Origin of the sequence: Corynebacterium sp. HMSC077D03 (assembly GCF_001808545.1) — a bacterium.
GTDB lineage: Bacteria > Actinomycetota > Actinomycetes > Mycobacteriales > Mycobacteriaceae > Corynebacterium > Corynebacterium simulans.
Genome location: NZ_KV793671.1, coordinates 21,032 through 42,693, shown reverse-complemented (window position 1 = coordinate 42,693; position 21,662 = coordinate 21,032). Strand labels below are relative to the sequence as shown.

Below are 21,662 nucleotides of genomic sequence, written 5' to 3'. Positions count from 1 at the left end.
CGCCCGCTGCTATCCGACGCCGCCGATAAATCTCCGGTGGATGCCTCATCCGCGTAGTTCCTCCAGCGCAAAGCGCAGATCATCCGGATACGGCGCCGACACCTCGAAGTACTTGCCCGTTCCCGGGTGGGCAAAGCCCAACGTCACCGCATGCAGCCACTGCCTAACCAGCCGCAGGCGCTTGGCCAGGTTCGGATCGCAGCCATACATGGGATCGCCCACGCAGGGATGCCCCGTTGCCGCCATGTGCACGCGAATCTGGTGGGTGCGCCCAGTTTCTAGGTGTACCTCGAGCAGGCTGGCCTCGCGAAAGGCTTCAAGTAGCTTGTAGTGGGTCACGGCGTGCTTGCCATCGTCTACCACCGCAAACTTCCAGCCGGAGGAGGGATGGCGGCCAATCGGCGCATCGATGGTTCCCACAATCGGGTCCGGGAGGCCCTGGACCACCGCGTGATAGGTCTTGGTCACGGTGCGTTCTTTAAACGCTGCCTTCAGCTGCGAATAGGCGCGCTCACTTGCGGCCACCACCATCACGCCCGAGGTGCCGACGTCAAGGCGGTGGACGATGCCCTTGCGTTCGGTAGGCCCCGCGTCGGCAAGCTGGTAGCCCGCCGCGCGCAAACCGCCGATGACCGTGGGGCCTTCCCAGCCCAGCGTCGGATGCGCTGCCACGCCCACCGGCTTGTGCACGCAGATGACATCGTCATCGGCATAGAGCACATCCATGCCCTCGACGAGTTCTTCCTTCGGAATCAGCGGCTCCTCCGGCGCGGGCATCATGACGTCAATCCAGCCGCCTGCCTCCAAGCGGTCGGACTTGGCTACCGCAGCACCGTCCATCTCGACGTCGCCAGCCATGCACAAATCCGCAGCCTTTGCCCGGGAGATACCGATGAGCTTGGCCAAGGCGGCGTCGGCACGCATGCCCTCGAGGCCTTCTGGAATCGGAAGTCTACGACTCTCGCGCATCGCCACCTGCCTTTTCTGCTTGCTTCTTTGTATCTTCCAGCAACATCGCCACAATGAATACCACTACGCCGCAGGTAATCGAGGCATCCGCCAGATTAAATACTGCGAACCGTCCCACGGAGATGTAATCCACTACATGACCAAACCAAAAGCCCGGCTCGCGGAAGAGTCGGTCGATGAGGTTACCCAGCGCGCCGCCGGCGATCATGGCTAAGCTCACGGCCTGCCATTTGTCCTTCATCCGCGGCGCCGCGATAGCCACGCCCACAACGAATGCCAGCTGAATGGTGGTAAACAGCCAAGTACTGCCCTCGCCGCCCATAGAAAAGGCCGCGCCGGGGTTAAACAGAAGGTAGAAGCGGAACCATCCGCCGATAATATTCATCGGCTCCCCCTCAGTGAGGATGGACAGCATTATTTGCTTTACTGCTTGGTCAATGACGGCCACCGCGGTAACTACCGCGGCCATCAGCCCAACGAAACTCCTTCTTTTTTGACTCACCCAAGTCATTCTAAACACCCGCTTCCGGTAATTTGGAATGCTGTGTTCCGTGTTAAAGCTTTAGCCACCGTTTCTGTCCTCGCGCTCGCCGCCTCACCGCTTAGCGCCTGCTCCTATGAAAAGCCTGCGCCAACCGTTGAGCAGCCGGTGGGCCTGCCAATCGACGCCCCGCGTATCACCGTCGAATCCGCAGGCAGCGGAGAAAAGCGGGTGCTTTCCTACCACGACATCGATGCCGAGCAGAAAGTCACCTATTCCGTAACCGAGGGCTTTAGCCAGGACCTGATGAAGTCAACAGCTGCCAAGGACTTCAATGCCTCCAAGATTAAGGCGGCCACCACGACGCTGCCGCTAGAGGCCAGCGTCGATGAGGCTACCGAGAACGTCGAGGGCCAGCTGCCTGCTACCCGCAACGTTTTTGCCACCAGCGGCACGCCGGAATACTCCGGGGATGCTGATGCTTCCTCCGGCGAGGGATTCCAGTTTGGCTGGCGTGCCGAGGACTCGGGCCAGATGTCTTCGCTGCGCTTGGCCGCGCCGCAAGACGGCACCGACGAGGCCCGCGGCATTACTGAACAGGCCATCATGAAGCTGACTTCCCTACCTGTAGTCTTCCCGGACGAGGAAATCGGCAAGGGCGCAAAGTGGTCAGTGGAATCCCGCGTGGCCGGCGAGTCCACTTTGCTGCAAACCGCAACTTATACGCTGGATGAGCAGGACGGCGACGTCGTCAAGCTCAGTGTTTCTGTAAAGCAGCGCCCATCCCTGGGCGCGCTGTCTTTCGAAGGGCAAGCCGCGGGCACGGAGCTGGCTGATAAAGAGCTCAAGGTCATGGACTCCACAACCGATTCCTCTGGCCAGCTGACCGTGGACCTATCGCAGCCGCTGCCAACCGACGGCGAGGTGGCCATCGACACCAAAATCACCTACGGCGCCGACTCCTCCGACCTGCGCGTGGTGCAGTCCACCACCACAGATCTGAAGTTCTCCCCAGCTAAGTAGTTCCCGGCTTCGAGTTTTAGCTCTTCTTTTCTAGCGCTTGTTACTGCGCCGGCTGCTCGGCTGGCGCACCTTCTGCCGGCTGCTCGGCGGGTTGTTCTGCCGGAGCGCCCTCTGTTGGCTGCTCGGCCGGAGCGTTTTCTGCCGGCGCACCTGCAGCGCCGCCTGCGGTATCCGCGCACATCGGCGGGACTTGCTCTGGCGGCACGATGTTGGAAACCAAGATGCAGGCCCAGTTCTTCGACAGCTTCCAGTCGCCGTTTTCGAAGACAAACTCAACCTGGTCTGCGGTCTGGCCCTGGCCATCCGGGGTAGAGAAGTTAACGGTAGCCAGCGCGGATTCTGGGCTGTAGCCCGGCAGCACTGGGTCGACGACCTCAAAAACTGCGCCGGACTCTGCCTGGGAGGCTGCCATGACGTCGAAAAGCTCTGGCGCCTCCTCGGAGCCTTGCACGGTCTTGGTCTTTTCCTCGACCGGCACGTTCGGGTCGGTGGCCTTGGTCAGGATGGCGTTGAGGGCAGCTGCATCCGGAATCTCAGTGGAGGCAATTGAGGTCTCCTCTGCACTCGAGGACTTCTCAGCAGATGATGGTTTAGCCTTGTCAGCTTCATCGGAAGAAGAGCAGGCAGCCAAAGCGGTAGCAGCACTAACGGCCATGAGAGCGGCCCCGAGCTTGGTGAACTTCACTTTTTCTCCTCACGTTGGGTGGCGCGACTTCGCATCTTAGCGCACGATAATTGTCGCTTTTCTTCACACCACATTACCCACGCCACTTCCATTTCCGTGCGCCCCGCGCCCACCAACACCATCTTTTTCGCTACTAATACCCCGCCGCTAATCGCTAGGGTGGAGTCCATGACTATCGCGCTTATCGCCACCGGCGGCACCATCGCCTGCACCGCGGCCGCGGACGGCTCGCTCATTCCAACAGTCACCGGCCAGGAACTGGCCCGTAGCCTTTCGGCAGACATTGAAGTCATCGAATTCCGCCAACTCGACTCCAGCTCCATCACCTTGGCGGATCTCGATGAGCTGCTCGGCACCGTCCACGTGCAACTCACCCGCACCGACATCGACGGCATCCTCATCACCCATGGCACGGATTCCATGGAAGAAACCGCCATGGCGCTTTCCATTTTTGATCCGGGCACAAAGCCCGTTGTTCTCACAGGCGCGCAGCGGTCTTTCGATCATCCCGGAGGCGACGGTCCGCGCAACCTCCACGACAGCCTGCACCTCATCGAGCAAGGAACCCCCGGTGTTTATATCCAGTTCGGAGGCATGACCATCCCGGCGCGCGGGGCACGCAAGAACCACACCTTTCATCTCAACGGCTTTGAATCGATGCCCGTTGGCGAATCCAATCTCTTTCCCCTACCGCTTGCCCCACTCGCACCACACCCGGTTGCCATCCTTGCCGCGTACCCCGGCGCTGACGCCACGCTTGTCGACGCCGCCATTCCCCACTTTTCGGGCCTCGTCATCGAGGCGCTCGGTTCCGGAAACATGGGCGAAGGTATGGGCGAAGGCGTAGCGCGCGCACTCGAAGCAGGCCTTCCCGTTGCCATCAGCACCCGCGTGCCCTACGGCACTACTTCCCTCGCCTACGGCGGCTCCGGTGGTGGTGCAACGCTTGCCGATAAAGGCGCGGTTAGTGCTGGCGCTTTCCGCCCCGGTCAAGCGCGAATCCTTCTCGCCGCCGCCCTCGCCACCGGCACTCCCGTCTCCGAAGTTTTCGCCGCCAAAGCAGCGCCGAAACAATACTCGCGCTAGCTTTACACAGCGCCTGACTCAGTGCCTGGTTCAGCATCCGGATCAGCGTCCTGCACAAACCACTCCGGCCATGCCAAAGAATCAAGTGGGTCCCCGGGCATTAGATCCGGATCATCAGCAGCAAAGGATTTGGTGCGGCCGGGGCCTGTCGCACGCGTTTCAAACCGCACGCTGACCACACCGTGACCGGCGCCCTGAATCCAGCCGTGGCCATAATCGGGATGATAAACGTCTTGCGTTGCCCGCCACGTGCTATCGGGTTCGTCCTCGATGCTTACTTCCACGCGCCCCTCATCAAGTGCGTTGTCCGAAACTCCGGCCTCGTAGTCATCGTCCGCTTTACTCGGCGGGCGCACCACCACGCGGTCCAGCTCAGGAAAGAGTACGTCTTGGCGCGCGGCCTCCAAGCCCGAATAGCTCACGCCCACCAAACGAATCGGGCCAAGCTCATCGGGATAGCGCGCGAGCTTGAATGCCGTTGCTTTTAAGGTTTCCACATCATCCGTGGCATAAGGAAGCGTGGCCGAGCGCGATTCGATGTGGAAATCTGCCATCCGCAGTTTGACGGAGACGGTGCGGGCACCGCGGCCGTCGCGAAGCAAGCGCCGATGCGCGCCCTCCGCCGCCCTCACAATCGCAGCGTCTACCTCCGCTACCGTGAGCAAATCCTTAGGATAGGTATGCTCCGTGGAAATCTGCTTGGCCACTGCGCGCGGGGCCACCGCCCTGTCGTCGATGCCTTGAGCGAGCTTCCACAAACCCACACCAATCGTCGCGCCTAAAGAAATCTCCACTTCTTTTTGCGACATCGCCGCCAGCTGCCCGATGGTCTCCACACCGATAGCCGCGAGCTTCGTCCTCGTTACAGGCCCTACGCCCCACAGCTTTCCCACCGGCATGGGGTGGAGAATCTCCAACTGTTTTTCTGCTGGAATCACAAACGTGCCGTCCGGCTTCGCCTCCCCAGAACCAATCTTGGCAAATTGCTTACCCGAACCCGCCCCAATCGAACTCGGCAGGCCAGTCTCCGCACGAATCAGCTCCCGCAGGTTATCTGCCCATTCTTTTACTTCTTCTGGGCTCGCGCCGATCAAAGCTTCAGGCTCCATAAAGGCCTCATCAACGGAAAGCTGCTCTATAACTCCCACGTGTTCCGCGAGAATCTTAAACACTCTTTTCGACGCCGCCGAGTACACCACGTGCCGCGGCTGCACCACCACTCCGCGCAGACCAACCAGCTGCTGGGCGCGGAAAGTGGGCATAGCTGAGTGGGCGCCGAACGCGCGGGCCTCATAGGATGCGCCCGCCACGACGCCGCGCCCGCCGACGCCCGCGACCAACACCGGGCGCCCACGCAAAGTGGGCCGGGTCAGCTGCTCGACGGACGCGAAAAAAGCGTCCATGTCGATGTGTAAAACCCAGCGTTGCATGCGCCCCATTTTAGAACATGCGTCCTAAATGTCATGCACTGCCCAGCTTTCTAGCATGGAAAACACGCGAAAAGTCTCGCAGATCTCATAAAGCACGAAGGTGATCACCGCCTCACGAATAGCACGATTTTTTAGACAACGCCCGTGGCTTGTATGCAAGATGAATGCATGTCAAATGCAAGCACACCAGCCGCCGAGCGCGCCTATGAATGGGTCAAGCGTGCAATCATCGAAGGTGACATTGCCGAATCCGAGATGCTCTCCGAGGCAGTCATCGCCTCAGAGCTCGGGATGAGCAGGACTCCCATGCGCGAGGCCTTCCTCCGCTTGGAAGTTGAGGGCTTTTTGAAGCTCTATCCCAAACGCGGCGCGCTGGTGGTCCCGATCAGCCCGCGCGAGATTCGCGAGGTCTACGAGGCGCGCCTGCTTGTCGACGCCCACTCCGCCCGCCATATCTGCGCCCTCCCCGCCGCAGAGCGCGCCGTCATTGCTGATCGCCTCGATGCGACCATCGCGGAACAAGACGCCGCGCTCAACGCCGGTGACCTGCGCACATACGCCCACCTCGATGCGCGTTTCCACCAAACCATCATGGACAACGGCGGCAATAGCCTGCTTGCCCATCTCGGTCACACGCTGCGCGAGCGTCAGCAGCGCTTCACAGCCACGGCAATTGGCCGCAATGTGGAGCGAGCGCGTGGCTTCGTCGCCCAGCACCGCCTGCTTGCCGAAGCCCTCCGCCACGGCAACTACTCCACCTACCTCACCGAACTCGAAGACCACCTGACTACTTCTAGGAATCAACTGTGAGCACTCAAACCTCAACATCCACATCGTCGCTTTCCCCTGTGCCCGCGACTGAGTCCGCGCCTAGCGCATCGCCGGCGCCGGAGGTGTTGCCTTCGTTTAGGCCTCATTCGTGGTTTCCCGTCGCCGGTTCAATGGTGGCGGTCGCGTGGGGCGGCAACGAGTTCACCCCATTGTTGGTGATGTACCGCGAGACTTCGCACTTTTCGCAGGTGACCGTCAACGGTTTGCTCGCGGCTTATGTCTTAGGAATCGTCCCCGCGTTGCTTGTGGGAGGCCCGCTATCCGACCTCATCGGCCGCAAGCCTACTCTCCTGCCGGCCGCGCCTTTGTCGCTGCTGGGATCTTTCCTGCTGTCCATCGCTCCGCATGAGCCGCTTATCATCGCGCTAGGTCGCGTGCTGTGTGGCATGGCGCTGGGCCTTGTTATGGCGGTGGGTTCCACGTGGATTACCGAGCTTGTCTCCCGGGCTGGAGGGGACCCCGCGGCCGGTGCAAGAAAAGCTTCGCTGTGCCTTACCATCGGATTCTTGGTAGGCGCCGGAATCGCCTCGGTACTGGCGCAATGGGGCCCTTGGCCCACGCACTTAGCTTATATCCTGCACATTCTGCTGACTCTCGCGACTGCGGTTTGGCTGACGTATACTCCGGAAACTCGTGAGCCACGCCACGGTACGGTAAAGACCACCATCTTGGAGCTGAAGGTTCGCGAGATGCTCGAAATGCTGCATATCCCGGCCGCCGCTCACAAGCGCTTCCTGCGCGTGGTCGTTCCCGTTGCCCCGTGGGTATTCGGATGTGCCGGTGCCGCCTATGCCTTGCTCCCGCAGTTGCTCGCCACGTCTGCGGGGCAAACGCCCATTGCGTTCTCCGGCCTCATGACCGTCATTACTTTAGGCTGCGGCGTTGGCGTGCAAATGCTCGGACGCCTCATCGATACCCATAAGTCCGCCCGAGCATCCGCGATCGCCATGGCGGTTATTACGCTCGGGGCTTTCGTCGCGGCCTTCGCAGCGCAGACGTTGTCGCTGCCTTTGGGCATCGCCGCTGCCGCCACGATGGGCGCTGGCTACGGCCTCGCCCTTGTCGCAGGACTCTCCGAGGTCCAGCGGATCGCCGGTGAAGAGGAGCTGGCAGGCCTCACCGCCGTGTACTACTCCATCTCCTATACCGGCTTCTTCATCCCTATGGCGTTTAGCGCGCTATCGGCCTACATCGGATTTACGAAGCTTTTCATCATCGGCAGCATTTTGGCCATTTTGTGTCTAATCAACGTCACTATTGCCTGGCGTGCGCACCTGCCCGGCGCACAGCGCTGACTTTGCGCACTGTGGCCTAAATAGTCACCTCCGCATCAAGAAAGGCGAATTCATAGTACCCATGCGCCGCGAGACGATTTACCTTCTCGCGGCTGCCCACAGACAATGCCAAATGATTCCACCCAGCCGAAGCTAGCCGCTTTTCATGGCCTGGTCGCGCCATGATTTCGAAACGGGCACCGTCTTCGAAACTCAGAAAATAGGTCTTTAGCCCTGTACGTACATGGCCATGTGTTCGATTCGCATACCTGCAAATCTACACAGAAAAATACCCAGGTAACTGGCCAAAAAGAAACGTGCCCGGAAGGAGAGACTACCTCCTTCCGGGCATTATTCACTTAAGCTCTGACATCCAGGTGTCTATACGTTCGTGCGCGCGACGGTCGCGGTGACGTCCTTGACCACCTTGTGGCCTTCGAGAGGCTCGGTAACCACATTGAACTCGGTGGCCAGAACCTCAGCCGCAATGTGCTCCGCGTGACGCTGTGCCCATTCTTCCTTCTCGGCCGGAACGGACAGGACAACGCTGATGCGGTCATAGACTTCAAAGTCCTCGGCTTTACGGGCATCCTGCAGGCCGCGGATGACGTCGGCGGCCCAGCCTTCTGCCTCGAGCTCCTCGGTCACCTCGGTGTCCAAGACCACGAGGCCATCGATGCCGTCGATACGCGCCGTCGATGCCGGGTTCGCCGCCTGCAGACGCTCGGTGTACTCATCAGCGCCCAGAACGATATCGCCGTCAACGACAACCTCGTCACCACGGCGCTCGTAATTACCCGCCTTCAGGTTCTTGATTGCGCGCTGGACGTCCTTGCCCAAGCGCGGACCCGCGATCTTTGCATTACAGACAACCTCGAAGGTGCCCACGGAATCGACGTCGTCGGTCAGAATGACATCCTTCACGTTGACCTCATCGCGGATGATGTCCGCAAAGTCAGCGAGCTGCGCGGAATCAGCCATGGCCACGGTCAGCTTCGGCAGCGGCAGGCGGTTACGTAGCTTGTTGGACTTACGCACGCTCGAGGCTGCGGAAGCTACCGCGCGCACTGCATCCATCGCGGAAACCAGCTCCGCATCAGCCGGGTAATCCTCAGCCTTCGGGTAGCTAGCCAAGTGCACGGAGCGCTCGCCGGTCAGGCCGCGGTAGATGACCTCAGCCACGTGTGGCAGCAGCGGAGCCACCACGCGGGTGACAGTCTCCAGCACGGTGTAGAGGGTGTTAAAGGCCTCTGCGTGCTCTTCCTCTCCCGACCAGAAGCGGTCACGCGAGCGACGCACGTACCAGTTGGTCAGCACGTCCGCGAAGTGACGCACCTCCTCCGTCGCCGCAGCGATGTCAGTATTCGCCAACGCCGCATCGGTATGCTCCACCAAGTCATGGGTCTTAGCCAGGATGTAGCGGTCAAGAACATTGCCCGAAGTGACATCAAACTTCGCCTCGCGGCTCGCGTAGAGCTGCAGGAAGGTATACGCATTCCAGATCGGCAAGATGGCCTGGCGCACGCCCTCGCGGATGCCCTGCTCCGTGACGATCAGATTGCCGCCGCGCAGAATCGGGCTGGACATCAAGAACCAGCGCATCGCATCCGAGCCATCGCGGTCAAAGACCTCGTTGACGTTCGGGTAGTTGCCCTTAGACTTCGACATCTTCAGACCATCATTGCCCAAGACGATGCCGTGAGCGACGACCTTGTTATACGCCGGACGGTCAAACAGCGCCGTAGACAGTACGTGCATCACGTAGAACCAACCACGCGTCTGGCCCGAGTACTCCACGATGAAGTCAGACGGCGAATGCGTCTCGAACCACTCTTTGTTCTCAAACGGGTAGTGCTTTTGCGCAAACGGCATCGAACCAGACTCGAACCAGCAATCCAGCACGTCCGGCACACGAACCATCATGGACTTGCCCGTCGGGTCATCCGGGTTCGGGCGGGTCAGCTCATCGATGTATGGGCGGTGCAAGGAGGTAGGACGCACGCCGAAGTCTGCCTCCAGCTCATCCAAAGAACCGTAGACATCAACGCGCGGGTACTCCGGGTTATCGGAAACCCACGCCGGAATCGGTGCACCCCAGTAGCGAGTACGAGAGATGTTCCAATCTCGTGCGCCTTCCAGCCACTTACCGAACTGGCCATCGCGGATATGCTCCGGCAACCACTCGATTTCGTTGTGGTTTAGCTCCACCATGCGGTCACGGAACTCGGTCACCTTCACAAACCACGCCGGCATTGCCTTGTAAATAAGAGGCTCGCCCGAACGCCAAGAGTGCGGGTAGGAGTGCTCAATCGTCACGTGGCGAACCACGCGGCCAGCAGCTTTAAGATCCTTGATGATGTCCTTGTTCGCATCGAAGACCAACTGGCCCTCATACGGCGGAACCTGCGAGGTAAATTCGCCGTCCTCATCTACTGGGATGGCAAGTTCGATGCCGTACTTCTGGCAGGTCAACATATCGTCCTCACCAAAGGCTGGAGCCTGGTGAACCACGCCGGTGCCGTCTTCAGTGGTGACGTAATCTGCAAGGATGACCTGGTAGGCGTTCTCCAGCTCTGGGAAGAATCCGAAGATCGGCTCGTAGGTAAAGCCTTCCAACTGATTGCCCTGGAAAGTTTCGAGGACTTCTACCTCGCCGAGTTCCTTGGCCAACGTCGCCGTCAAAGCCTCGGCCATGATGAACGTGTGGCCCGCGAAGTCGCCATCCGTAGCTTTGAACAGGACATAGTTAACCTCAGGGTGGACCGCCAATGCAGCATTCGACGGCAAAGTCCAAGGTGTCGTGGTCCAGGCGAGGAAGGAGGCGTCGGCAAGCGCAGGATGTGCGGAAAGCGTCTCCGCAGCCGCCGAATCAGCCTTCGCACCAGTAACCGGGAAAGTCACCGTCAGCGTCGGGTCTTGGCGCATCTTATAAGAATCATCCAGGCGAGTTTCCTGGTTAGACAGCGAAGTATGCTCCGCCCAGGAATAAGGCAGCACGCGGAATCCTTGGTAGATAAGGCCCTTATCGTAGAGCTCCTTGAAAGCCCACATAACAGATTCCATGTAGTTGATATCGAGCGTCTTGTAGCCATTCTCGAAATCAACCCAGCGTGCCTGGCGGTTGACGTAGTCTTCCCACTCATCTGCATACTGCATAACGGACTTCTCGCAGTACTCATTGAACTTGGCTAGACCCATGTCCTGAATCTGAGCCTTGTCCGTGATGCCCAGCTGCTTTTCCGCCTCCAACTCAGCCGGCAAGCCGTGGGTATCCCAACCGAAGATACGTGGCACATAATTGCCTGCCATCGTGCGGTAACGAGGGACGATGTCCTTGACGTAGCCGGTCAGGAGGTGACCGTAGTGTGGCAGGCCATTCGCGAAGGGAGGGCCATCATAGAAGATGTACTCAGGACAATCCTTGGTCTGGTCCAAGCTGGCTTTGAAGGTATCGTCTTCCTTCCAGAACTTCTGGACGATTTCCTCCATGTCGGGGAAACGGGTGGAACCACCGGTCATGTCTACCTTGGGGTAGACACCGCCTACGTTTTCGCTCATTAATCTTCCTTCACTCGAGTGCTGGTGCAGGGACGCGCCTTGCGGCTCGCGGTACCACCCTGCTTGGCGCGAAAATGCGCCCGCTTCATTTCGGTGAAGGAGATTTCGGTCCCACCCGCTCGGTTCTACTTTTAAGCTCTGTGGCTTAGGTTCTTCCGAGATGCTCCCCGGTGATGGCCGGATCATTGCATACGTGAGGAAATTATACCCACGGCGTCAACTTTTCACAGGCTGAGGTTCCCGAGTGGTGCAAATGGATATCAATGAGTCGGTTGAGACAAAGTTATCCACAGGTTGAAAATTGCCCCTTGTGCCTTGTCGATAGGGCTTTTTAGGGTGGGTTTATGACTTCACTTCAGACATTCTTAGCGGCAATACGCCCAGGCATGGACATCGTGGCTGGGTGCGCAGGGCTGTCTGAAAAGGCTTTGATTTCGGCTGGCGCGCCGGATAAAACGGCACAGCAATTGCTCGCGCTTTACGACGTCTACTTTGGCCGCACCGCTTTCACCCGCCAGCAACGCGATTCCGTGGCCGCGGCGCAAAGGCTTGGCCATTCCCTGCCCACAATCGAAGTTATCGAACGCTACGCAATGCGCGCGAAGACCCAACGTGCGGCGTGGCAGATGCGCGAGGAACTGTGCAATACCAAGGCCGATACCCTCGCGATGGAGCAGCTAGCGAAGAAAAAGCTGAAGGCGCTCAATAGCGAGCGCGAGCCAGAGCAAGGAGTAAAGCTTTATCGCCGCAAGGATAAGCCATGGACTTTAGCGATCACCGGCCCATCGACTTTAATCGCGGATATGCATGCGGCTATCGACCCTGCTTCTCCCCTGGAGTCTTTGGAGAACCTCTTCTTCCCCGCTGCTAAGGACTCAACAAGGGTGTCTAGCGCAACCGGAGAAAGGCCGCGGGTACATACCAACGTCATCGTACAACTGCCCGCGCTGGCAAAGATCTTGCAGGGCGACGGCGAGGAGATAAGCCTGCAAATGACAAACGGCGCCGTCATGTCCGGCGCGGAATTCGTGAGAAGAGCACTGGACTCGTGCCTTGACTTCGCCACACTCGTGCATCCACATGAGGGGCCAGTGAATCTCTATCGCACGAAGCGCTTTGCCAACCACAAGCAAAGACTGATGGCGGGAGCGGAAAATCCCACCTGTGCTTGGCCAGGTTGTAATCACCCGGCAGATACTAGTCAGGTGCATCACTTAAACGCCTGGTCGCAGGGAGGCCCAACGAACATGGCAAATCTTGCGACTTTGTGTCATTACCACAACGGCGTGAACGAGGACGACCCTAACGCCCCGCCGTTACGCGGTAGGTTAGCCAGGGTCGATGGAAAGGTGCGCTGGCAGCGCGGCTAGCAAAAAGGCAACAACCACGACTATATGCAATGCAATGTCAGGGCAATGCGCCACAATCTAGGAGGCAGGGTACTCCCCTGCCTCCTCGTCCTGCGCAAGATCAGGTTTGCGCTTGCGTAGACCGTCTATCACGAACAGCACCATGCCTAGGCCGGCAGAAGCGAAGAGAAGATACAGCGACCAATCAGCTGCAGTCAGAATGAAGTTGACGAGAGCTAGGAAAGCCACGAACGCCAAGACGAGTGCTGCAACAAGCATTTAAACCTCCAGAAAAGCGCCCTCCCGGATACTCGGAAGGGCGCTTTATAAATAGCTTTTACTTGCCAGCCTCGCCGTTAGGAGCAGCGGTGCCGCGAGTCTCAAGCTCCTCCAGCTGGGACTCCAGCAGGGTCTTCAGACGGGTGCGGTACTCGCGCTCGAAGGTGCGCAGCTCAGCGATACGAGCCTCAAGAGCCGTCTGCTGCTGCTTGACGGTATTCATGACCTCGGTGTGCTTCTTCTCAGCGTCAGCCTGCAGGGCAGCAGCCTTCTCCTCTGCCTGGCGAATCTGTGCCTCAGCGCGGGAGTTAGCCTCGGACTCGGTCTGCTTTGCCTTAGCCTCAGCCTCGGAAACCAGCTTCTTGGAGAGAGTATCAGCGTCTGCGAGCTGTGCGTCGAACTTCTGCTGAGCGTCTACGAGCTGTGCCTTGGAGCGGGAATCAGCATCGGTCAGCTGCTTCTCGGCGGCAGTGCGTGCCTCGGAGAGCATGGACTCGGACTCTGCCTTTGCCTCGGAGGTCAGGCGGTCTGCCATCTCCTGCGCCAAGCCCAGAACGCGAGCTGCCTGCATGTGGGTCTCTGGGGTAGCCAGGCCGTCGGCAGCCTTGGTTGCGGCAGCGCCAACACCTGCACCAGCCAGACCAGAAGCCGCTGCGGTCTTTGCAGAGCCAGCGTTCTTCTTCAGGTCCTCGTTCTCCTTCTTGGAAGCCTCGAGGTCCTTCTTAGCCTGAGTAGCCTCTGCCCGAGCTGCCTCGAGCTCTTGCTTTGCCTTTGCAGCGTCCTCCCGTGCAGCCTTCAGCTCAGCATCGTTGTTCGAGGAAGCAGCAGCCGAAGCCTTAGCGGACTCAGCGTTCTTTGCCTGTTCCTGCGCACGCTTTGCTTCTTCCTTAGCCTTGGCAACTTCATTCTTGGAATCAGCAAGCTTGGTCTCGTACTCAGCGCGCAGCTTGGACTCGATCTCCTTACGGAGGGTACCTTCGTCTGCACCCGTAGTAGCTGCGGACCCTGCAGCGGCACCCGCTACAGCACCAGCGCCGCCCTTGGACTGCAGCTGCTCTACCTGAGACTGCAGGTCATCATTCTCGTCCTGCAGCTGGGCAAGGGTGTCCTCGACGAGGTCCAGGAACTGGTCGACCTCATCCTCGTTGTAGCCACGCTTGCCAATTGGCGGCTTGCTAAAAGCGACGTTGTGAACATCAGCTGGTGACAGTGGCATTGACTTCTCTTCCCCTTCGAGTCGGTGCAACTCCGGTGGGTCCGGAGTTTTTGGGAGATGTAAACGTATCCCGAGAGTACCTAAATTCTGAACTCAGGTGTCTACACAGGACGCGCTAACAAAGAACTTGTGCGTTTAATTTTACGGAATATCAGTAAAGACTATATCCAAAAGCCCACATTATCTAACGTTGCACGCAGTCTCAACGTTAACGGGAGGTTTTAATACACCCGCACTACAAGAACACTCCAACAACAATCAGTTGCAAGAGCATCAAAATCAGGAACAAAACAAGGATGGACATGTCCAGTGCCACACCGCCCAGACGCAGCGGCGGGACCACGCGGCGGAGTTCCTTTACTGGCGGGTCAGTAACTACAAACAGCGGCTCTGCCACCACCATGAACCACCGCGGTGGGTTAAATTGGCGCGAGAAAGACTGAATCATCTCGATGATGATTCGCAGGGCCAAAATCCACGAGAAGATGCGTAGAAGCAGCAACAAACTATATCCGATAATGCTCACCCGCTCGAGCCTATATGAATTACCCCCGTGTTCGGCACTCGGCTCGCTAATGGCGAACGCCGCCCTACCCTTCCCCCACCAACACTTAGAGGAAAGATAAGACGGCGCTACTTTAAAAGCTTCTGCTTAACGCAGGTGCGCTGCGCGCTCAAGCTCCAGAGTGGAGATGCCTGCATCCTTCGGCACGATGGCGAAAACGCGACGGTCGGTGTCCATACCCTTGGTCAGGTTGAGCATGCGACCCTCGAGACCGAAGCACAGGCCAGCAGCAAAGTCAATGAAACGCTTTGCCGACGCCTTGTCCGCATCGGTCAGCTCAAAGACAACGGCGTCGCCATCACGGAACGGTGCGCCGACCTTGGCGGCATCGTTGAAGGAAACGAGGGAAAGCGCGACGATAGTCGGAACGAACTCCTCCTGCGCTGCCGGCTCGAAAGAGCGCGGCGCGTAAGCAGCAGAGCCGTTGGACTCATAGCTGCGCTCGTCTGCGTAGTATGCGTCGTCCGCTTCGATGTCCACCGGACCCAGTCCGAAGAACTCTTTCGTCCTATCAATCAATGACATTTCTGGTCTCCCTCTGACCCTAATTGTTGAGCATGTTATTTGGTGCGAATGTTACTCATGTGAAAGCAGTGAATTGCACCCGTGAAATGCGCTTTTGCGTTGCCACTTAACCTAATGGGCGGGGTCCCATGATGCCGGTTCCGACACGCACGATATCGCTTCCCGCGGCAATCGCCACAGCCATATCTGCGCTCATTCCCGCCGACATCAAAAGCTTCCGTCCAAGGCGGCCGCTCACCTCGTCACAGAGCTTGCGAACTCGGGCAAAAACTTCGACGGGGTCCGCATCTAGGGGCGGAACGACCATGAAACCGCGCAGTTCGAGGTTGTCGAGATCCTCCACGAGGCCCACAAGCTCATCGACATCCGCATAGGCTACTCCCCCGCGCGCAGTATCTCCGTCGTGGGAGAGCTGGATGAACACCGGCAGTTTTCCTTCGCGCTCGCCCGCTTGCAGAGCATTGCCGACGCCCCGGTCCAACGCACGCGCAAGCTTTTCCGTATCCAACGAATGCACGCTTTGTGCCCACCGCGCGACGTGATTGGCCTTCTTCGTCTGAATCTGGCCAATCATATGGAAACACATCTGCGGCAACTCCGCCGCCTTGGCACGGGCTTCTTGTTCGCGGTTCTCGGCGACGTCAGTGATACCAAGCTCGGCGAGTAGCGCGACGTCGGCAGCCGGGTGGAACTTGGTCACCGGCAGCAGTTCGGGCGCAGGACGGCCGGCATTCTTGGCGATTTCTGCGATATCAGCGCGGGTGCGCTCGAGGTTTTCCTGTAATTGCTGCTTGCGTGTCATTTATGCCTCCAACCAAATAACACCGGCTTGGCGTCCGGTAGTGCCTTCGCGGCGGTAAGAAAAGAAGTCGCTGTCTTCGATGGTGCAGCGAGGGTCCGCTTCAATGTTGGTAATTCCCATCCCCATCAGCTGACGGACAAGGCCCTTGCGCACGTCGACGCCCCAGGTGCCCTTCTTTGTGCGGGTCTTCGCCCCGGGCAAATGCTTCTCGACGTCGTTTGCCATAGCCTCAGGCACCTCATAGTTCAGTCCCGATGCGGCGGGGCCGAGAAGAACTTGAATATTGGAGGGGCTCGCGCCCAGCTCGCACATCGTAGTAACCGTGTTGCGAATGATCCCGTTGCGGGCACCGAGCCGACCAGCATGGGCAGCGGCGATAACGCCGGCGGAGATGTCGCTGAGCAATACGGGGGTGCAATCAGCAACCAAAACCCCGAGTCCTAAGCGCTTTTCGGTAGTGACGATTGCATCGGTCGCCGCCACCGGGGTGCCAACATGGCTACGGTCGACGCGCGTAACGGTGTTGGTGTGGAGCTGTTCCATCCACACAATCTCATCGAGCCCGAGAACCCTGGCGAGACGGGCGCGGTTATGGGCGACGTTTGCCGGGTCATCGCCGACGTGGTCGCCTAGGTTGAAAGAGTCGTAAGGCGATGACGAAACCCCGCCCGCACGAGTCGTAAAGACCATGCGAACGGGGCGTTTAGGTGCTTCCTCGTTTACTGGCATGCACTCCAGGTTAGCGCAGTATTTTGCTGCTTTAGCGCATGAAGGACGGCACGTCGAGATCATCATCGCCGTCATCGTGGCGACGGTCGTCACGACGATCTGCCGGGCGGGACAGGCGGTAGTCGTCACGGCGATCTTCACGAGCAAAGCGATCGGAGCTGGTGAACAGACCGTTGGAGGAATGGCGTGGACGGTAGGTCTCAGCCGGCTGCTCCTCGTAACGCGGCTGCGCAGGTTCCTCGTAGCGCGGTTGCTGCTGTACCGGCTGCTGCTGTACTGGCTCCGGCTGCAGCGGTTGCTGCTGGTGCATTGGCTGCTGTTGTGCCGACTGCTGCACCGACTGCTGTGCCGAAGCTTCCTGGCGGTTATCGAAAAGGGAGCCCGGACGCTGCTGCTGCGGCTGGGACGGTGCCGGCTGAGCTGCGGTGGTCATGTTGGCCTGTGCATCAAAGCCGGTGGCGATGATGGTGACGCGGACTTCGTCGCCCAGGTTGTCATCGATGATGGTACCGAAGATGATATTGGCGTCTTCGTCAGCGCGCTCCTCGACCATGGATGCAGCGGCGTTAACCTCATGCAGACCAAGATCAGAGCCGCCGGCGATGGAGAGCAGAACGCCCTTTGCGCCTTCCATGGTGGACTCGAGCAGCGGGGAGTTGATTGCCTGCTCAGCGGCATTGAGCGCACGGTTGTCACCGCGTGCAGAGCCGATGCCCATGAGAGCGGAGCCGGCATCGGCCATGACGGAGCGGACGTCGGCAAAGTCGACGTTAATCATGCCCGGGATGGTAATCAGGTTCGTAATACCCTGGACACCGTTGTGGAGGACCTCATCGGCTGCGCGGAATGCCTCGACGATGGACAGCTCCTCGCCGCCCAGCTGCATCAGGCGGTCGTTCGGAATAACAATGAGCGTGTCGCAGACGTCGCGCAGCTCCTCGATGCCAGACATTGCCTGGCGGGTACGGCGTGCGCCCTCGAACTTGAATGGACGGGTAACAACGCCGACGGTCAGCGCCCCCATCTTTTTCGCGATGGAAGCAACGACCGGAGCGGCGCCGGTACCAGTGCCGCCACCCTCGCCGGCGGTGACGAAGACCATGTCCGAGCCTTCCAGGGCATCCTCAATCTCAGTCTTGTGGTCTTCTGCGGAGGTCTTGCCAACCTCCGGGTTAGCGCCCGCGCCGAGACCGCGGGTGGCTTCGCGGCCGATATCGAGCTTGGTGTCAGCATCCGAGAAAATCAGCGCCTGGGAGTCAGTGTTAATCGCGACGAACTGAACGCCCTTCAGGCCTTCTTCGATCATGCGGTTCACGGCGTTAACGCCGCCGCCGCCGACACCGACGACCTTGATTTCCGCGAGGTTATTGCTAGTTGAGATCATGTGAGGGGTGCTCACCTTTCACTGTTGGTGCGTAAACGAGGATTTTTATTGCACGCGACTTTTTCTCACGCGCGGTTATTTCCATCTTTATGGAAGTGCCGTAGTTTTTCACGTACATTTTGCCGCGTGTCGGTACCCTCAAGTTGTAGTTTAGGGTTGCTGACGTGCGGGTTTTCAAATCACAAACGCCCCACGCACCCCACCTGTATGACCAAGATGGGCTCTGCGCAGGGCGTTAAATTCAGACGGCTATTTCGTGGTTACCAATTCGGGGTTTGAAATATTCCACTGCCCGCCTTCCATCTTCAAAACCGTCTCGAAAGCCAAAGCCTTATTGGCGTTATCCTCCGAGGCGCCCCAGAAGACGCTGCGGTCATCCTTCAGGTGGAAGATCATCGAATAAGCGTTTTTAGCCTCGAGAGACTTCACCTGTGCACGCAACGGCTGTGGCAAAGCGGCGACTACCCCCACGGCATCACTCATCTCCTCCGAGCCGGGCTCGGCGCTGCCGGTAATTTCCACTGCGCCCTCCGGAGGGGTGTCCTCGGCGAATTCTTCACCCTCGGCGTCGATAAGCTTGTTCTTATCACGGAAAGCCACCGCCTCGTGTTCTGTAACCTCCACGCTCAAGGTGGACGGAAATGCGCGCGATACGGTTGCGGACTTTACCCACGGCAAGCGTGCGACTCCCGACGCCGCTGCACGGGCATCCACCCGCACTAGGTTCTCGCCTTTAGCGACGCCACTGGCTTCTTCCACCTGCGCTGCATCGACGTGGCTTATGCCTTGTACCTCGAAGGAAGAAACCTTGAACACAGGAAACATCCACACGGCAACTGCCGCCAGCACAACGACCGCCACGAGCCCCGTGACAGAAACCGCAATTGTCTTCTTAGTCATTAAGCGCCTTCAGCTCATCGAGGATCTCCGCGGCCAGCATCGTGACTGAACCCGCGCCGATGGTGAGTACGACATCGCCAGGGCGCACCAGGGACACAACATCTTGAGCCGCCTCCGAGAAATCCGGTTCGAAAATGACCTTCATCTCTTCCGGCATTTTGTCGGTGATGATGCGGGAGGTAATGCCCTCCACCGGTTGCTCCCGAGCGCCGTAGATGTCAAGGACAACGGCGGCGTCGGCAAGCGCGAGTGCTGCAGCGAACTCCTTGTCGAATTCCATCGTGCGGGAGTACAGGTGCGGCTGGAAGCATGCGATAACGCGCGCCCCCTTGCCTTCTGCCTCTACCTTTTGGCGGGCAGCACCGAGGACTGCGGTGACCTCGGTTGGGTGGTGGGCATAGTCATCGAAGACGCGCACCTCGTGCTCGGTGCCGCGATACTCAAAGCGACGGCGCACACCGGTGAAATCACTAAGGCCCACCGCGAGATCGTCCAGGTCGCCGCCGGCCAAGCCGCCCGCGATAAGCGAGGCCAAAGAGTTAAGCACCATGTGATGCCCCGGAATCTGCAGCTCATAGGAGAGCTCTTTCGACTTTCCGCCGGGCAGCGTGACGCGTGCACGGACTTGCATGCCAATGACAGAGACCTGCTCTTCTACTACCTCAGCGGCCAAGGGAATCTCCGGATACTGTGCGGCTGCTTGAGCGCTGCCGTAGCCAAGAACGTTGATTCCGCGGTCAAGGGCGCGTTTACCGGCCTGCGCTGCATGCTCATCCTCCAAGCAGACGACGAGATGTCCGCCGGGCACGATACGATCGGCGAAGTCGTCGAAGACTTGGTAATAGGCCTCAGCATTGTGGAAGAAATCCAGGTGGTCCGGCTCGATGTTGGTAATCACCGCGACTTCAGGGCTATAGCGCAGCAAGGAAGCATCGGATTCATCGGCCTCGGCAACAAAGGCGTTGCCAGTTCCGCCATGGGCGTTGGTGCCCGCGCGGTTGAGCTGGCCGCCAATGGCAAAGGAAGGATCAAGACCTGCCTGCTGCATTGCAGAAACAGTCATCGAGGTGGTGGAAGTCTTGCCATGCGTACCGGCGAGGAGCACCTGCTGGTGGCCCTCCATCAGCTCGGCGAGAAGGTCAGAGCGGCGAATCACCGGAATACCGGCCTCGCGGGCGCCGACCAACTCCGGGTTATCCTGCGGGATGGCTGCGAAGGAAGTGACCACGACAGTCGGCTTCTCCCCCGCCAGCTCGACATTTTCTGCCGCGTGGCCTACCGCAATCTTTACGCCCATCGTGCGCAGGATTTCCACCGGCGTGGACTCCTTAACGTCGGAACCGGTAACGACGCCACCGCGCGAAGCGAGGATGCGCGCCAGGCCAGACATGCCAGAGCCGCCGATGCCCACCATGTGGACGCGAGTGAGGTCATAAGAGTCAGTCATCTTCTTTAAATTCCTTCAGCTTCAAAGATCTTGCGCGAGGGTTTTAGGCGCGCGCTTGCTCGATGGTGGTTGCGATTCGGTCAGCAATGGTGTTGGCAACGTCGCCAGCAGAGTTCGTCGCCGCGGCCGCGCGCATTTCCTTTAAGCGAGCGTCATCTTCCATAATGCCGCGGACCTCGGAGACCAAGCGCTGGGGGTTGAGTTCGGCGTCGGCGATCTGCACGGCAGCACCGGCTTCTACTAGCTCGCGGGAGTTCAGTGCCTGCTCACCATTGCCGATTGGCAGTGGCACGTAAATGGCAGGAACGCCGGCAGCGGTTACCTCAGCGACCGTCATCGCGCCTGAGCGGCAAATCATCAAGTCAGCTACGGCAAGGGCGCCGGCCATATCGTCGATGTACGGCAGAGGCGTGTAATTCGGAGCAGGCGCCGGCGCCTCATTCTTCTTGCCGTAGGCATGCAGGACCTGGTACTTCTTGGTCAGCTCCGGCAACGCGCCCGCCACTGCCTTATTGATGCTGGCTGCGCCCTGCGAGCCACCGGTAATGACGATGGTGGGCATATCCTCGCGCAGCCCCCAGCGCTTACGGGCCTCCGCAGCCACAGAACCGTCAGGGTCTTGACCCATTCCTGGGCGCACTGGGATACCCACGACCTCGCCAGGCATGCCGGAGTTCGGGTGCGCGTTGAAGCCGATTCCGCCCAAACGCACTCCAAGCTTATTTGCAATGCCCGAAAGCGCGTTGGTTTCTAGCACATAAAAAGGCATGCCTAGAGTCTTTGCAGCAAGGTAGGCCGAAGCGGAAACGTATCCGCCCGTACCAAAGACCACGTCAGCCTCAACGTCTTTTAAAACCTTGCGGGTTTGCATTACCGACTTTGCAACGTTCAAAGGAAGCTTAAACAGATCGACATTCACCTTGCGCGGAACCGGAACAGGGGTCACCATGCGCAGATCCACCCCGCGGGCGGGAACGATATCGCGCTCCAGTCCCTTCTCGGTGCCCAACGCGGTTAACTTCGCGCCGTGACGCTGCCGGAGCGCTTCACCCACTGCGAGCGCTGGTTCGATATGGCCTGCGGTGCCGCCACCTGCAAGGACGACAGAAATGGGGGTGGAATTCATGAC

Annotated in this window: 20 protein-coding genes; 5 read left to right on the top strand and 15 right to left on the bottom strand. The window is 59.3% G+C overall.

Going from position 1 to position 21,662, the window contains the following annotated elements:
- Nucleotides 1–45: 45 nt before the first annotated feature.
- Nucleotides 46–969: an RluA family pseudouridine synthase gene (locus tag HMPREF2888_RS02985; RefSeq protein ID WP_062038263.1), complete on the bottom strand. Its 924-nt coding sequence runs from the start codon at nucleotides 967–969 to the stop codon at nucleotides 46–48.
- Entirely contained in the window at nucleotides 953–1,480 is a 528-nt protein-coding gene (lspA, locus tag HMPREF2888_RS02980; RefSeq protein WP_061923430.1) for a signal peptidase II, read from the bottom strand. Before lspA ends, HMPREF2888_RS02985 begins: the two co-directional genes overlap by 17 nt.
- 33 nt (nucleotides 1,481–1,513) lie before the next feature.
- Between lspA and HMPREF2888_RS02975 the strand changes: the two genes are divergently transcribed.
- Nucleotides 1,514–2,473 (top strand): hypothetical protein, encoded by a 960-nt coding sequence (locus HMPREF2888_RS02975; RefSeq protein ID WP_061923433.1) that lies wholly within the window; start codon nucleotides 1,514–1,516, stop codon nucleotides 2,471–2,473.
- 40 nt (nucleotides 2,474–2,513) lie between these two features.
- Here HMPREF2888_RS02975 and HMPREF2888_RS02970 read toward each other — a convergent pair whose 3' ends face one another.
- Nucleotides 2,514–3,158 (bottom strand): WKL family lipoprotein, encoded by a 645-nt coding sequence (locus HMPREF2888_RS02970; RefSeq protein ID WP_070456004.1) that lies wholly within the window; start codon nucleotides 3,156–3,158, stop codon nucleotides 2,514–2,516.
- A 168-nt stretch (nucleotides 3,159–3,326) separates the two neighbouring features.
- On the opposite strand from HMPREF2888_RS02970, the gene HMPREF2888_RS02965 reads away from it, so the two are divergent.
- On the top strand, nucleotides 3,327–4,244 hold the full coding sequence (locus HMPREF2888_RS02965; RefSeq protein ID WP_061923439.1) for an asparaginase: 918 nt from the start codon (nucleotides 3,327–3,329) through the stop codon (nucleotides 4,242–4,244).
- Between the two features lie 2 nt (nucleotides 4,245–4,246).
- Here the strand turns inward: HMPREF2888_RS02965 and HMPREF2888_RS02960 are convergent, their stop codons facing one another.
- On the bottom strand, nucleotides 4,247–5,674 hold the full coding sequence (locus HMPREF2888_RS02960) for a DNA polymerase IV (RefSeq protein WP_061923695.1): 1,428 nt from the start codon (nucleotides 5,672–5,674) through the stop codon (nucleotides 4,247–4,249).
- Nucleotides 5,675–5,842: 168 nt separating this feature from the next.
- Between HMPREF2888_RS02960 and HMPREF2888_RS02955 the strand changes: the two genes are divergently transcribed.
- A complete protein-coding gene (locus HMPREF2888_RS02955) occupies nucleotides 5,843–6,484 on the top strand; it encodes a GntR family transcriptional regulator (protein WP_061923442.1) in 642 nt (213 codons plus the stop codon).
- 131 nt (nucleotides 6,485–6,615) lie between these two features.
- Nucleotides 6,616–7,800, top strand: a complete 1,185-nt coding sequence (locus tag HMPREF2888_RS02950) for an MFS transporter (RefSeq protein ID WP_061923445.1) — start codon at nucleotides 6,616–6,618, stop codon at nucleotides 7,798–7,800.
- 360 nt (nucleotides 7,801–8,160) lie between these two features.
- On the opposite strand, the gene ileS is transcribed toward HMPREF2888_RS02950, so the two are convergent.
- Nucleotides 8,161–11,337, bottom strand: a complete 3,177-nt coding sequence (gene ileS / locus HMPREF2888_RS02945) for an isoleucine--tRNA ligase (protein ID WP_061923448.1) — start codon at nucleotides 11,335–11,337, stop codon at nucleotides 8,161–8,163.
- Nucleotides 11,338–11,681: 344 nt separating this feature from the next.
- Here ileS and HMPREF2888_RS02940 point away from each other — a divergent pair, with 344 nt between their 5' ends.
- Nucleotides 11,682–12,707, top strand: a complete 1,026-nt coding sequence (locus HMPREF2888_RS02940; RefSeq protein WP_061923452.1) for an HNH endonuclease signature motif containing protein — start codon at nucleotides 11,682–11,684, stop codon at nucleotides 12,705–12,707.
- Nucleotides 12,708–12,764: 57 nt separating this feature from the next.
- Here the strand turns inward: HMPREF2888_RS02940 and HMPREF2888_RS02935 are convergent, their stop codons facing one another.
- The 10 genes from HMPREF2888_RS02935 to murG form a co-directional block, all read right to left on the bottom strand.
- Nucleotides 12,765–12,965 carry a hypothetical protein gene (locus tag HMPREF2888_RS02935; RefSeq protein ID WP_061923455.1) on the bottom strand — a complete coding sequence of 67 codons (201 nt, stop codon included), beginning with the start codon at nucleotides 12,963–12,965 and terminating at the stop codon, nucleotides 12,765–12,767.
- A 58-nt stretch (nucleotides 12,966–13,023) separates the two neighbouring features.
- Entirely contained in the window at nucleotides 13,024–14,181 is a 1,158-nt protein-coding gene (locus HMPREF2888_RS02930; protein WP_061923458.1) for a DivIVA domain-containing protein, read from the bottom strand.
- A 235-nt stretch (nucleotides 14,182–14,416) separates the two neighbouring features.
- Complete coding sequence (locus HMPREF2888_RS02925) at nucleotides 14,417–14,707, bottom strand: YggT family protein (RefSeq protein WP_061923462.1); 291 nt, start codon at nucleotides 14,705–14,707, stop codon at nucleotides 14,417–14,419.
- A 126-nt stretch (nucleotides 14,708–14,833) separates the two neighbouring features.
- Nucleotides 14,834–15,271: a cell division protein SepF gene (locus HMPREF2888_RS02920; RefSeq protein ID WP_061923465.1), complete on the bottom strand. Its 438-nt coding sequence runs from the start codon at nucleotides 15,269–15,271 to the stop codon at nucleotides 14,834–14,836.
- A gap of 106 nt (nucleotides 15,272–15,377) precedes the next feature.
- Complete coding sequence (locus HMPREF2888_RS02915; RefSeq protein ID WP_061923468.1) at nucleotides 15,378–16,073, bottom strand: YggS family pyridoxal phosphate-dependent enzyme; 696 nt, start codon at nucleotides 16,071–16,073, stop codon at nucleotides 15,378–15,380.
- The gene (gene pgeF / locus HMPREF2888_RS02910) at nucleotides 16,074–16,802 is read right to left on the bottom strand and encodes a peptidoglycan editing factor PgeF (protein ID WP_061923470.1); all 729 of its coding nucleotides are present in this window, start codon (nucleotides 16,800–16,802) and stop codon (nucleotides 16,074–16,076) included.
- Between the two features lie 31 nt (nucleotides 16,803–16,833).
- Nucleotides 16,834–18,186 (bottom strand): cell division protein FtsZ, encoded by a 1,353-nt coding sequence (gene ftsZ, locus HMPREF2888_RS02905; protein ID WP_061923474.1) that lies wholly within the window; start codon nucleotides 18,184–18,186, stop codon nucleotides 16,834–16,836.
- Between the two features lie 249 nt (nucleotides 18,187–18,435).
- Complete coding sequence (locus HMPREF2888_RS02900; RefSeq protein ID WP_070518216.1) at nucleotides 18,436–19,086, bottom strand: cell division protein FtsQ/DivIB; 651 nt, start codon at nucleotides 19,084–19,086, stop codon at nucleotides 18,436–18,438.
- Complete coding sequence (gene murC, locus HMPREF2888_RS02895) at nucleotides 19,079–20,533, bottom strand: UDP-N-acetylmuramate--L-alanine ligase (RefSeq protein ID WP_061923482.1); 1,455 nt, start codon at nucleotides 20,531–20,533, stop codon at nucleotides 19,079–19,081. The genes HMPREF2888_RS02900 and murC overlap by 8 nt, the downstream gene beginning before the upstream one ends.
- Nucleotides 20,534–20,576: 43 nt before the next feature.
- Nucleotides 20,577–21,659 (bottom strand): undecaprenyldiphospho-muramoylpentapeptide beta-N-acetylglucosaminyltransferase, encoded by a 1,083-nt coding sequence (murG, locus tag HMPREF2888_RS02890; RefSeq protein WP_061923485.1) that lies wholly within the window; start codon nucleotides 21,657–21,659, stop codon nucleotides 20,577–20,579.
- Nucleotides 21,660–21,662 lie beyond the last annotated feature (3 nt).